The 13,460-nt window shown below is 33.9% G+C and carries 7 protein-coding genes and 1 pseudogene; 6 read left to right on the plus strand and 2 right to left on the minus strand.

The window, feature by feature from the left end:
• Positions 1 to 550: 550 nt before the first annotated feature.
• Positions 551 to 2,731, plus strand: coding sequence for an ATP-binding protein (locus tag F6K18_RS12675; protein ID WP_287521219.1), 2,181 nt, complete (start codon positions 551 to 553; stop codon positions 2,729 to 2,731).
• A gap of 1,117 nt (positions 2,732 to 3,848) precedes the next feature.
• Here the strand turns inward: F6K18_RS12675 and F6K18_RS12680 are convergent.
• Positions 3,849 to 4,202, minus strand: a complete 354-nt coding sequence (locus F6K18_RS12680; RefSeq protein ID WP_287521221.1) for a zinc ribbon domain-containing protein — start codon at positions 4,200 to 4,202, stop codon at positions 3,849 to 3,851.
• Between the two features lie 121 nt (positions 4,203 to 4,323).
• Here F6K18_RS12680 and F6K18_RS12685 point away from each other — a divergent pair, with 121 nt between their 5' ends.
• The 5 genes and pseudogenes from F6K18_RS12685 (at position 4,324) to F6K18_RS12705 (ending at position 8,570) form a co-directional block, all read left to right on the plus strand.
• Positions 4,324 to 4,650: a phasin family protein gene (locus F6K18_RS12685; RefSeq protein WP_202223014.1), complete on the plus strand. Its 327-nt coding sequence runs from the start codon at positions 4,324 to 4,326 to the stop codon at positions 4,648 to 4,650.
• 466 nt (positions 4,651 to 5,116) lie between these two features.
• Positions 5,117 to 5,638 (plus strand): FKBP-type peptidyl-prolyl cis-trans isomerase, encoded by a 522-nt coding sequence (locus F6K18_RS12690; RefSeq protein WP_287521223.1) that lies wholly within the window; start codon positions 5,117 to 5,119, stop codon positions 5,636 to 5,638.
• A gap of 96 nt (positions 5,639 to 5,734) precedes the next feature.
• A pseudogene (locus tag F6K18_RS12695) lies at positions 5,735 to 6,292 on the plus strand (Uma2 family endonuclease).
• 408 nt (positions 6,293 to 6,700) lie between these two features.
• Positions 6,701 to 7,477: a hypothetical protein gene (locus F6K18_RS12700; protein ID WP_287521224.1), complete on the plus strand. Its 777-nt coding sequence runs from the start codon at positions 6,701 to 6,703 to the stop codon at positions 7,475 to 7,477.
• A 919-nt stretch (positions 7,478 to 8,396) separates the two neighbouring features.
• Positions 8,397 to 8,570 carry a hypothetical protein gene (locus F6K18_RS12705; protein ID WP_287521226.1) on the plus strand — a complete coding sequence of 58 codons (174 nt, stop codon included), beginning with the start codon at positions 8,397 to 8,399 and terminating at the stop codon, positions 8,568 to 8,570.
• Positions 8,571 to 8,846: 276 nt separating this feature from the next.
• Here F6K18_RS12705 and dnaB read toward each other — a convergent pair whose 3' ends face one another.
• Positions 8,847 to 13,280, minus strand: a complete 4,434-nt coding sequence (gene dnaB, locus F6K18_RS12710) for a replicative DNA helicase (protein ID WP_287521227.1) — start codon at positions 13,278 to 13,280, stop codon at positions 8,847 to 8,849.
• Between the last annotated feature and the right edge of the window lie 180 nt (positions 13,281 to 13,460).

Genomic DNA, 13,460 nt, shown 5'->3' on the forward strand with positions numbered 1-13,460 from the left:
TTTGGGTTTTAACCGTTACGGAATTGAATATAAGGAAATATTATTTCTTCTCTTGTTCGATTGGATATGGCGAGGAGAACCGCTCTTGACATAACCCCTTCGCTAACGCCATCCCACCCTACGGGAAACTGCGCTTTTCATGTCGGCGACAGCCGTTAGCGGAGCTTTGCGCTAGCAAAACGACCGCTTTTTTACCCTTAAAAGGGGAAGCTTTAAACCATAATTATTTAATAATTAATAATTAATGATTCGGTAAATCAGGTACATCTCAATTTTGAATAAAGCCAAAAATTTATCGCTTTTAGGCAACAGCTCATCTGGAAACAGGGAATAGCAAGTATATAGGAAAAAAGTATTTTTGCAAATATTATGAGATGCACCCGGCCAATTCAGAATATAAATAAAATAAATCTGAGCTTTCAAGAATTCTTAGTTATCCTAATTAATAATATAGTCAAAAATGCCTACTAAATTTTGACCTTTAACTTTTGACTTTTAACTTTTAACTTTTAACTTTTAACTTTTAACTTTTGACTTTTGACTTAAGCCCATGCTTGCCCTCCTAAAAAAAATCGGAGAAATTATCGCTAACTGGTGGTCTGAGTTTACCCTCCAGACCAAACTCATGGCAGTAGTCACCCTTATGGTGTCTTTGTTAATGAGTAGTTTTTCTTTCTGGGCAGTAAATACCATTCAACAGGATGCTCGTCTCAATGATACTCGCTATGGTCGAGACCTGGGACTATTATTAGCTGCAAATGTCGCCCCTCTAGTGGCAGAAGGCAAACGCAACGAAGTAGCTCGTTTTTCTCGACTTTTCTACAGCAGCACTTCTAGTGTACGTTATATGCTCTACGCCGATCGGGAAGGAAAAATTTTCCTTGGTTTGCCTTTCTCAGAATCAGAGGTAAAGACCTCCTTGACTCTACGCCGTCGCATTCAACTACCAGAAGATTTTATGGCCAATGTAGAGCCAGGAAATTTGTCTGTCCTACCGATGGTGCGACAACATTTAACTCCCAATGGAGAATTAACAGATGTTTTTGTGCCGTTAATTCAAGAAGGTAAATATTTAGGAGTTTTGGCAATAGGAATTAATCCTAATCCTACTGCTGTTATTTCTTCAAATCTTACGAGAGATGTTACTTTGGCAGTGTTTGTTTCGATTTGGGCAATGGTAATTTTAGGGGCAGTATTTAATGCTTTGATTATTACTAAACCGATTAAGGAATTATCAGAAGGTGTGAGAAATATTGCTCAGGGAAATTTTAAGCAAAGGATTGATTTACCATTTGGAGGAGAGTTAGGGGAATTGATTTTTAGCTTTAATGAAATGGCAGAGCAGTTAGAAAATTATAAGAAGCAAAATATTGAAGAATTAAGAGCAGAAAAAGCTAAGTTGGAGACTTTGGTCTCGACTATTGCTGATGGTGCTTTATTGTTAGATGCTAATCTACAACTTATGTTGGTTAATTCTACTGCTAGGCGAATTTTTAGTTGGGAAGGAAAGGGTGTTGTAGGTGCAAATGTTATTGATTATTTGCCTGCAGCTGTACAAATGGAAATTAGTAGACCGCTTTATCAAATAGCAGGAGGAGAGATAGAAGGTGGTGAATATTGCTGCACTTTGGATGAACCAAATAAACGTATAATTAGAGTGTTATTAACAACGGTTTTATTACATAGATCTCCAGGTAAAGAGTCTCTTTGTCAAAGTTGTATTTATGACGCAGATGATACTTGTAATTCTACTGAACGTCCTGAGGTTATTGAATGTACTCTTTATGAGCATCAATTAGAAAAAGGTTTAAATTCTCAGTACCGGGATAGTCTGAAAGGAATTGCGATGACTGTGCAGGATATTACTCGTGAAGTAGAGTTAAATGAGGCAAAAAGTCAGTTTATTAGTAATGTATCTCACGAGTTAAGAACTCCTCTATTTAATATTAAATCTTTCATCGAAACTTTACACGAATATGGGGAAGATTTAAGTGAAATAGAAAGAAGAGAATTTCTGGAAACTGCTAATCACGAAACAGACCGTTTGACTCGTTTGGTTAATGATGTTTTAGACCTGAGTCGTCTGGAGTCTTGTCATATTTATCATCTAGATGCTGTTGATATTTCTCAACCTATAGAACAAACTTTAAGGACTTATCAACTCAATGCTAAAGATAAGGAAATAGAGTTAAATTATGAGATAGAACCTCACTTGCCTTCTGTCGTTGGTCATTACGATTTATTGTTACAAGTATTTGCTAATTTAGTAGGCAATGCTATGAAGTTTACTGAAGCAGGAGGAAAGATAATGATTCGAGCATATATATTAGAATCTGACTCTGAAATTTGCAATATTGAAGCTCAACAAATTGAAGAGGGAGGATGGATAGTTTCTCCTCCTCCTCCTCGGCCAATAGATTTACATTTACCCTCAGAACCAAGTTGTCAAAAGTTTGTCAGAATTGAAATTTCAGATACAGGAAGTGGTATTGAACCTGAAGACCAAGAGGCTATTTTTGAGAGGTTTTTCCGAGTAGAAAATCGAGTTCATACTTTGGAAGGAACTGGTTTAGGTTTGTCTATTGTGAGGAATATTATGGATAAGCATCATAGTAAGGTTCAGTTAGTTAGTGAACTTGGTGTGGGTACAACTTTCTGGTTTGATTTACCAGTTTTTGAGCAAAATATAGTATCAGAAGAAAGTCATTTATTAGATGTAACTCAACTTTAGAATAATTCAAAAGTCAAAAGTTAAAAGTTAAAAGTTAAAAGTTAAAAGTTAAAAGTTAAAAGTTAAAAGTTAAAATATTACGTTGTCTGAGTTTTAAGTTTTGGATATGTTCTAACCTTTCTTTCCACTGCTATGCCAGTTTTTGACCAGATATAGTATCAGAAGAAAATTAATTATTTAGATGTAACTAAACTCCAGAACTAGGGAACAGGAATCAGAGTTTTAAACTTTTTATATATTGGGCGATCGCTGAAAAATTATTTAAGACTACTCAGGACTTACGCAAATTAATCTTGAAAGCCCGATATGTAGGGGCGAATGGCATTCGCCCTTACTAGATTTAGTGCCTGTGCGTAAGTTATAACTACTATATATACTGGGTACAGTTTTCTGATTTTATTTACCAGTTTTTGAGTTAAATATATAGTTATTTCAGTTGAGATTGAGACAAGGATTTATGGCCTTGAAAGAGTTTCAGCTAGAAAAGTGTTTCATTCTTATTTGAAATGACTATATCAGAAGAAAATTAATTATTTAGATGTAACTAAACTCCAGAATTAGGCAACAGAAATCAGAGTTTTAAACTTTTTATATATTTGGCGATCGCTGAAAAATTATTACTATATGTAATGGGTACAATTTTCTGATTTTATTTACCAGTTTTTTTAGCCAAATATATAGTTATTTCAGTTGAGATTGAGACCCGGATTTATGGCCTTGAAAGAGTTTCAGCTAAAAAAGTGTTTCATTCTTATTTGAAATAACTATAGTATTAGAAAAAGTTAATTATTTAGATGTAACTAAACTCCAGAATTAGGTAAAAGGAATCAGGGTATAAAAAATTTTATCTATTGAGTAATAACTGAAAAATTATTCAAGACGACTATATAAACTTGGTACAACTTTCTGGTTTGATTTACCAGTTTTTGAGGGTGCATTTCATCTTGAAAAAATACTTTTTTCCTATTCCCTAATTCACTGTTTCCTATTCCCTAAAAGCGATAAATTTTGGCTTTCTTCAAAACTGAGATGCACCTAAAAAACTGTTGTACTGCATCTCAAATAAATTTGTAATTTTTTAAAATTCTCACCTCCTCAGAAATAGCAGCGGGGGATTTTAAAAAGAAATTATCAAACTGATAAGAACTAAACTTAACAATAACCACCAAATAGTATTTCTTTGAAGCCAAAATTTGACAGTTCCAAACCAACTTATACGATTAAAATTAGTAGGAGGTACAAGGGGTTCAGACTGGTCGTGATAAAGGGTACAATTTTTAGCATAGGGACGTTGAGGAAAATTACAGGTATCATCAAAATGGTAGATACAGCTATTACACAAATATTCTTCTGTTTGAGTGTGATAAATAGGAATTCCTGGATGACCAAAAGCTTTAAGAGAAACTCGACAATGCGGACAAATGATCGCCTGACTATCAATTGGTTGATGACAACGAGGACAATTTGACATTTTGATTATGCTAGATATATTAAATTCAACAACTTTTTTAATCTACAGTTTAAATTTGTAGCTTAATTCTCAGTTAGTTGCTCCTTTATACCTAAAATATAGAAATAGGAAAAAAATAAATATGAATAATACTGAAAATCTACTTAAACAACTTTTAATGATCGGCATTGGTACAACTTCCCTAGTGGCCGAAAAAATACAGGAAGTCACTAACCAATGGGTTAAAGATGGTACTATCAACCCAGACCAAGCTAAAACTTTTGTTGATGATATAATGCAGCAACTTAGGTCAGAGCAAGGAAACTGGGAAACTCAGATGCAGCGACAAATGCGGAATGTCATGCAGGATATAGGTGTTCCTCGTCAATCGGAATTGGACGAACTCCGGGGTCGTTTGGACCGTTTGGAGCGTCAGATCCGAGATTTAGAAAATCGTAACTGGCGATAGATGAAGTCAGAAGTCAGAAGTCAGAAGTCAGAAGTTAGAAGTTAGAAGTTAGAAGGAAGAGGTTAGAAGTTAGAAGTTAGATTCTTGCTGTGATTAAATTTGAGAGACGTGAGAATGTCCTAATTTTCCTGACGACTGCTATGTCATTTAACAATATCTGGAATCTTAGTTAAAGTTAAACTTTCATATTAATTTTTGGTTTTTGACTTAATTATATGGAAGATTGATTTTAGTATCAAATATTATAGTTATTAATTTTTCAGTAGTTACGTTCTGTTTTGTCTGTTTGATTTTTTTTCAAAAATACAAATTAGAGAAAATGGGAGGTTGTTTAGAATCTTTATAAGGTCAGCTGCGAGATTGGAAAAATTACAACTGACGATAGTGTAGCTGCAAAATATAGTAGTTATAATTTAAACTTCAACTGAGAATTTTTGACTTTTAACTTAAATTAGGAGGATTAATTTTGCGAGGAATTATTATTAGTTTGGCGGTAGTAATATTCTGTGGTTTAGTTTTGATTGTTGCTCAAATCACAGGTTCGGAAAAAGGAGCAGTTGCTTCTCAAAATACACCAAGTACTATAAATTCTACTGAAGTTCAAGAACAAGTGGCAGAAAATATTATGACTGAAAATAATGAAGAAACTATTACTACTGAATCTGGTCTTCAGTATGTGGTCTTGAAAGAAGGAGATGGCGCTACTCCTCAAAAAGGTCAAACAGTTGTGGTTCACTATACTGGAACTTTAGAGGATGGTTCTAAGTTTGATAGTTCTCGCGATCGCAATCAACCTTTCCAATTTCAAGTTGGGGTAGGTCGAGTTATTAAAGGTTGGGATGAAGGGGTAGCTAGTATGAAAGTAGGTGAACGTCGTAAGTTTATTATTCCACCTGAATTAGGGTATGGCGCTAGTGGTGCTGGTGGGGTTATACCTCCTAATGCTACTCTGATTTTTGATGTGGAATTATTGAGAATTGCTGGATAAGTTCAGCATTCAGCTATCAGCAATTATAATTATTCAAAGGGGATAGAGACTTGTTCTCTGTTCCCTTTTATATATTCTTTAATTCCTAAAAATTATATGTCAAATCTCACAGTTAAAGATTTAGAAATATTGCAAGGTACTCTTAATCAAGCAGGTTTAGATTATCAATTAGAATTAGATGAAGGAAAGATATTAGTTATGAGTCCGTCGGATATTATTTCTAGTGAAATTGGCATTCGTTTAGCAGCTTCTCTTTATGCTTGGGTTAACCCACGTCGTCTCGGACGTTTGTTTGATTCTAGTGGTGCTTTTATTCTTCCAGATACTAATTTAAAAGTTCCTGATGTTTCTTTTGTTCGTGCCCAACGTTTGAAAAAAAGTGTTCGTTATTTTGGGGAGTTAGTGCCAGATTTAGTGGTAGAAATTAAGTCTCAAAGTGACATAATTAAACCTTTAAAAAAGAAAATCAAGAAGTATTTAGAATTGGGAGCGGAAGTAGGGATATTGATAGATCCTGACAAATAAATAGTTATTGTTTATCGTTCTAATGGTGAAGGAATTGAGTTAAAAAATGGAGATATTTTGACTATTCCTGAATTATTTGGTGAGTGGGAATTACTTATTGTTGAACTTTGGCCACCTGTGTTTGATTAGTAAGCATTCAGCTATCAGCTATCAGCTATCAGCTATTTTTTTTACATTAAGTCATTGCGACGGTTACTCCGTGGAAGGAAGCAATCTCAGGGGTGCGCGGATATTCCTTCCTATCGTCGCAATGACGACTGTTCAACCGGATTTTATATTAGGCATTTTGTGACAAATTTTCTATAATAATAATTTTTAAATCTATTATCAAAATAATTGGGTATAAAACCTTGTATTTTAATCAGTTATTAGTTAAATATTTTTTATAGTTTTATCAAAATAACAAAGTAAGAATTTAATTTATGACTTCTAACTTCTGACTTCTAACTTTAACTTGATATGCCTAAATATAATTTATTTTACACTAAACTTTTTCGACGCAAATTTAACCGACTGCTTTGGATGAGTTGCTTTGCAATGACATTAACTATTGTATTGTCTTGGAGTTGGATATTACCTAGTTACACTCAGACACCTAAACCTAATATTAAAAGTCAGCAAGTTATCATTCAAGAAATTAAAGATTATGCCGAACGTCATGTTGAAAATGATAAGGCGATGGATAGTAGATTAATGATTGATTTATATGAGAAAAATTCTGTAGGTTTAACTACTCCAAAAATTACTAAAATTTATGAGGAAGAATACACAAGACTCAAGGAGGAAAAAGATAGTAATCTCTGGGAAAAAATTAATGACGATATTTTTTATGGGTTGGGATGGTTTGCTGCCTTAGCACTTTTGATTCTGTTAGTTTTTAAGCAAGCTATAGACAATTGGGTAACTCATTTCATTAATACCTTTGGGAAATGGTTATACAATCAAATTTCTGGTTTTGAATTGTTTTGGAATTTCTCTCTAAAACGCTATAAAAAAGGTCTCATTAATAAACACGAACCACTAAAAATTCCTTTTCGTCCTAATAGTTCTTTAAGTCTGCAAGAAATTTATGTGGATTTGCAATTCTTGGAAAAAGCTAATAATGAACCAATTAATTTTTATGAGATTAAAAAATATAATCGTTTGACTATTAAAGGGCAACCTGGAGCTGGAAAAACACTTTTATTAAAATATCTTGTTCTCTCTTGGGCGAGGGAAAAATTAAAAACTTCTTCTAATGAAGATGTGCCGATTTTATTGGAGTTATATCGCCTCAATGATATAGAATTTTCTGCTCTCAATTTGAAACATTGAAAATATTTTGGATAGAAAGTTACAATTTGCCTTACTATATAATCTCATTAAATACCGTCGTCCAACTCGTGATGACTGGCGTAATATTTTTCTAGATGTAGAACCTGGCTATTTAAAATTGGGTTTTGTACTATTGATACAATTTTTGATATTATTAACTTTGATGTTATTAACTTTAAAGGTAGTTGAATCCGCTACTCTTTTAGTATATTTTTTAATACCTTTTTTTGAGTTCGTTAGCCTAGTTATACTTATTAGTTTTGTCTTTCAAATAAACATAGAACATAAAACCACTAACCCCCTGAAGCATATTTTTAAATCTGATAGTTTCTGAATCTAGCAAACCTAGATAGATTTAGTAACTGAAGATTAGTAACTAAAAATAATTCTTAACCTGAAAAGGGGATAAATATTAAAGCTAAGAAGCTGAAATTACCCTGATGAAAATATTGCTTGATTTAACTTACTTTCTCAAAATATGGAATAAGCGATCGCTCTTAAAATCTCACCCTTTATTTATTCCTAAACTCTAACTTTCTTTGATATATAGAAATAGCGATCGCTCTCTAATATTTCATCCTTTGAAGATTGCTAATTTAGATAGAAAGCTGATAACTGATAACTGAAAAAGCGATCGCCCTCAAAACTATACTATTTTTAGTTGAATAAAAAGTCATGCGTATAGACGAACAAACCCTTACAGATTTTATAATATCAGAGTTTTTGTGAGGAGGCAACGGAAAATCCTTTGACGCGGCGATTTTTTCTTGTGAGCTTCAGAGAATGAAAATGTTTGTACCTTTCCACGCTAGGAGGTACTAGATAAAAAAGAGCGATCGCTTTCTAAGATTCACACTTTTTATTTGACGCGCCGAATTTTTTGTGAGCTTCAGAGAATGAAAAAATTGGTGGTTTTTCCATGAGCATAGATGGATGGAAAGATTTAATCAGGGAAAAACAATCATTAGCTGGAGCTTCACAAGATGAAAATGTTGGTGATTCTCTACTAACAAGAGATGGGTGGAAAAGTTTGATGATGGGAGAAAAATGGAAAGAGCGATCGCTTTCTAATACTTTATCTTTTTACCTATAGTAAAAAAGCTGACTGCTGATAGCTGAGTGCCGAAAGATTTTTTTGTGAGCTTCATAAAATGAAAATGTTTGTGATTTTCCACGCTATGAGAGATGGATGGAAATATTTGATGAGGGAACAACAACCTTTGTGAGAGCTTCACAAGATGAAATTATCTCTGATATTACTCCTGGGAAAAATTTCTGAGACTGATAACTGGTAACTGAATAAGGCGATCGCTTTCCAATCTTTCATCCTTTTACTGCACTCTAACTTTCCTCATAACTGATAACTGATTTATCTGTTCCCTGTTCCCTGTTCCCTGTTCCCTCTTATTGCCAAATTTCTAAACTTAGTAAACTGGGGGTCAAACAATAACTTAACCGTACCAGTTGGACCATTCCGATGCTTAGTAATAATCACCTCAGCAATACCCTGGTCTGGAGTATCTGGGGAATAATACTCATCCCGATAAAGCATAATTACTAAATCCGCATCTTGTTCAATAGAGTTATGAACAACAATCTCATTCGCCACAAAATTATGGAGACCAGGCACAGTTAAGTCAAAAACCTCTGCTTCACCATCTGGTCTTATTTCCACAATTTTATCCCAGTTAAGATCAATTTCAGTAGGTTTTTCCCACTCCCGACACTTAACTACAGACCCTAAATTTCCACCATATTTTGGCCCAAAATCTACTTGAGACATAAGTTGCCCATAATACAATATTAAATATTTAAGCATTTTTTGGTTCAAAATAGCAAGAGAATCCCCAATATTCAGACTATTTAACTGTTTCCAACCCCCCATAGAAAAGAAAGGATGATTAGCCGTAGCCCTAATCAATTTTCCCGAAGAAGTTTGCAAAGAAAATATAGGTTTAACCCCAGTATAAAATACCCGACTAACAATAGCCGACTCAAATTTCCCAGTATTTTCATTCAATGCCAAAACAGAAAAATTAGACTTACCAACCAGACGAGAAATAGGAATTTGTTTACCATCAGCTAAATAAATTAAAGTATCCCCAGTCAAACAACCAGACTCTCTTAAGTCAGACATCATCGGTCTTTTATTAGTTCGAGACTCCACACTTCTACTAAGTTGAGATAAAGCAATAATTGGCACCGAAAGTTCTCGTGCTAAACCTTTCAAACTCCGAGTAATTCTTGCTAATTCCTGGACTCGATTATCACTACTACTACTTTCCATTAATTGTAAGTAATCTAATAAAATTAATCCTAAAGCTCCACCTTGTTCGCTCTGTAATTGTCTAACTTTTGAACGAATTTCATTGACAGTAATATTAGGAGTATCATCAATAAAAATTGGCATCTCGGCAAGAGTACCAATAGCGGAAGTTAAAGGTTCCCATTCACTCTGACTAATTCGCCCGGAACGCAATCTATTACTTTCAATTTTTGCTTCACTTGCTAATAGTCTTAATACTAATTGTTCCTTAGACATTTCTAGGCTAAAAATTGCCACTGGTAATTTGAGATTAGCTGCAATACTATGACCAATATTTACAGCAAAGCTGGTGTTATGAAGGCAAATATCATTAGCTACAAAATTATGAGTTTCTGGTATGGTCAAATCGTATACTTGTTTTTTTCCCGCTGGTTCTATTGAAACAATTTCATCCCAGTAAATATCGTCATTTTCTAACTGCTCGCTCCCGGAATTCTGTGGTTTGACTAAATTTAATCTGTTGGAGGGGAAATCTAGATTTATAGATGGAAAATTTCTCATATCTCCCAGAAGATTTTTTCCACAGATAGTATCAGCAGTAGTTAAATTCTCTGAAATTTTATCCGACATTCCTTTGACACTTCTACCCTGAAGTAACTGATTTTGAGATTCAGCAAATTTTTCCATCAGACTCACCAATTTATTCCAGAAAATATCCCTACTTTCTAATTGTTCCTTCCAGGCATTATCCGGTTTAGCTAAATTGAATCTGTCGGAGTTAAAATCCAGATTTTCTGATGGAAGATTTCCCATATCTGCCAGAAAAATTATTCCACATATAGTATCAGTAGTAGTTAAATTCTCTGAATTTTTAGGAGAGGTTATTTTCTCTCTTCTACTATTTACCGACCGACTTTTAGATTCGGCAAAATTTTCCACTAGACTAACCAATTCACTCCATAAAATATCCCTATTTTCTAATTGTTCCCTCCAGGAGTTCTCTGGTTTAGCTAAATCAAATCTGTCGGAGTCGAAATCCAAATTTTCTGATAGAGAACTGCCAATATTTGCCACACCACTTTTCATAGATAAAGTCTCATAAGTCGTTAAATGTCTTAAATTTTTATCCGTCTGTCTTGTGCCGTTTATGCTCTGTGGTGAAAACCATCTAGATTCGACAAACTTTTCCGTTACAGAAGTAATTTCATTCCCTAAAATCTCAGTATTTTTTAGTTGCTCAACCCAGAAACCATCTGGTCTGACTAAATTTAACCTGCTAGAGGATAAATCTAGATTTATAGATGGAAAATTTCTCATATCTGCCAGAAGATTTTTCCCACCGAAAGTATCATTAGTAGTTAAATGACCGATTTTTTTATCCTTCTGTCTTGTGGCATTTCTCTTCCCTGGTGAAAACCATCTAGATATGCCAAATTTTTCCGTCACAGAATTAATTTCATTCCTAAAAATTTCCCAATCTTTAAAATTTCCAGCCAAGGAATTTTTCTTTGTGAGTAAATCCAAATTTTCTGATAGAGAACTACTAATATTTGCCACACCACTTTTCACAGATAAAGTATCAGTAGTAGTTAAATGACTAATTTTTTTATCCTTCTGTCTTGTGGCATTTCTCTTCCCTGGTGAAAACCATCTAGATTCGACAAACTTTTCCGTTACAGAAGTAATTTTATTTCCGAAAATCTCAGTATTTTTTAGTTGCTCAACCCAGAAACCATCTGGTCTGACTAAATTTAATCTACTAGAGGAGAAATCTAGATTTATAGATAGAAAATTTTTCATATCTGCCAGAAGATTTTTCCCACCGAAAGTATCATTAGTAGTTAAATGTCCGAAATTTTTATCCGCCTGTCTTGTGCCGTTTCTCCTCTCTGGTGAAAACCATCTAGATGTGGCAAATTTTTCCATCACACGCACAATTTCATTCCCGAAAATTTCCCAATTTTTGAGTTTTTCAATCAAGTAATTTTTTTTTGTTAGTAAATCCAAATTTTCTGATGGAGAACTACTAATAGTAGTAGTGAAATGCTCGAAATTTTGCTCCGCCTTTTCCTTCAAACTTTTAGCCTGTGCTGAAAGAATTATAGGTGCAGCAAACTTTTCCATCACCACAAGAACTTTATCCCAGAAATTTTCTGTATTTTCTAATTCTTCAACCCAAAAATTATCCTTTCTGACTAAATTTAATCTGCTAAAGGATAAATCTAAATTTATAGATGGAAAATCACCAATATCTGCCACCAAATTTTTGACTGATACTTTATCTGTAATAGTTAAATGCCACAATTTTTTATTCGTCTTTCCTTTCCTACTTTTACCCTCTTCGACTTTTTCAATAGCAGCAATAATTCCAAATCTGAGTAAAAGATGTTGTACTTGCCTAACCAACTTTTCACTCACCACAGAATAACCAAAACATACTTCCCTACTCTCCAAGATTTTTACCCATCCATCCAGGGAAAATAAATATCTAATGAATAAAGCTAACTTTGATTTTTCTAATTTAAAGACAATAGGAGAAAGACAGAAATTATCAGAATCAATCAGAGAAGCAAACTGATTTTCTGGAATTGTTTCATTACCAAAAATATCTAACCGACGGGGTACAGCTATTTTTTCTCCTACCTGTAATTTTGCCAAAGGTTTCCAACCATCAACTGTTAGAAAAGGATGAGTAATTGTCGTCTCTACAAATCTTCCCGATCTTGTTCTTACTCTAAAAACTGGCTTAATTCGATCATCAATAAAAGCAGAAGGTTTAGTCATCTGAAACTTCCAATTTTTCCCTAGAGTTAATAATTCTACTTCCTGCCTTTGATAAACTTCTGCCAAAGTAATTAAACTGCCATCTTTTTGCAAAACTAAAGTGTCATAAGCAGCACATTTTCCCATTGATGGACGACCAGCTACAATAATTAAATCCGAACGTTGAAAACCTCCAGTCATTGCATCTAGATCATAAAAACCACAAGCAAGACCAGGTAAAGCAACTCCCTCATTTCTATCTTCAATATCCTGAAAAGTATTAATTAAAGTTTCAGAAATAGGAACTAAATCTTGTTGTGGTTTATCCTGAGTCAGAGCAAATATTTTTTGTTCAGCTTGGTCAAGAATAGTTTTTAATTCAGTAGCTGTTTGAAACCCTAAATCAAAAATTTCATTTCCCGCTTGAATTAATTTTCTGCGGATATATTTATCAATAACTAAAACAGCATATTGGTCGATATTAACCGCCGAAACAGTTCGTTCTAATAGTTGAACTATTTTTACTTGTCCGCCAATTTTTTCTAATTGATTATTGTCAGTAAGCCAACTGGTAACAGTCATTAAATCTGTAGGTTTGCCCTGATTATAAAGTTGCCACATTGCTTTATAAAGAATTTGATGAGCTTCAATAGCAAAAAACTCTGGGCGTAATAACTCTGTGACTCGGTTAATAGCTTCTGGGTCGAGGAGAATACCACCTAAAATAGCTTCTTCCGCTTCAATATTTTGGGGAGGTAGGCGATCGCTAGACATCTGTGATTTACCTACAATTATTTAAAATTTATTTGAAAAGGGAATAAGGAGTAGGGAGTAGGGAGTAGGGAGTAGAGTTTAAATTACTCTGGTAGAAAAATCTATACTCAATCCAATTGTTGAATATTAAAGTCGAGGAAAATATCACCTAAAATAGCTTCTTCCACTTCAATATTTTGG

It is taken from the genome of Okeania sp. SIO2C2, assembly GCF_010692625.1.
In the GTDB taxonomy this organism is placed as follows: domain Bacteria; phylum Cyanobacteriota; class Cyanobacteriia; order Cyanobacteriales; family Microcoleaceae; genus Okeania; species Okeania hirsuta.

Coding starts and splice junctions, on each gene's coding strand:
- F6K18_RS12685 (WP_202223014.1), top strand. CDS start 4,324: ATGAATAATACTGAAAATCTACTTAAACAACTTTTAATGATCGGCATT.
- F6K18_RS12705 (WP_287521226.1), top strand. CDS start 8,397: ATGAGCATAGATGGATGGAAAGATTTAATCAGGGAAAAACAATCATTA.
- dnaB (WP_287521227.1), bottom strand. CDS start 13,280: ATGTCTAGCGATCGCCTACCTCCCCAAAATATTGAAGCGGAAGAAGCT.
- F6K18_RS12675 (WP_287521219.1), top strand. CDS start 551: ATGCTTGCCCTCCTAAAAAAAATCGGAGAAATTATCGCTAACTGGTGG.
- F6K18_RS12700 (WP_287521224.1), top strand. CDS start 6,701: ATGACATTAACTATTGTATTGTCTTGGAGTTGGATATTACCTAGTTAC.
- F6K18_RS12680 (WP_287521221.1), bottom strand. CDS start 4,202: ATGTCAAATTGTCCTCGTTGTCATCAACCAATTGATAGTCAGGCGATC.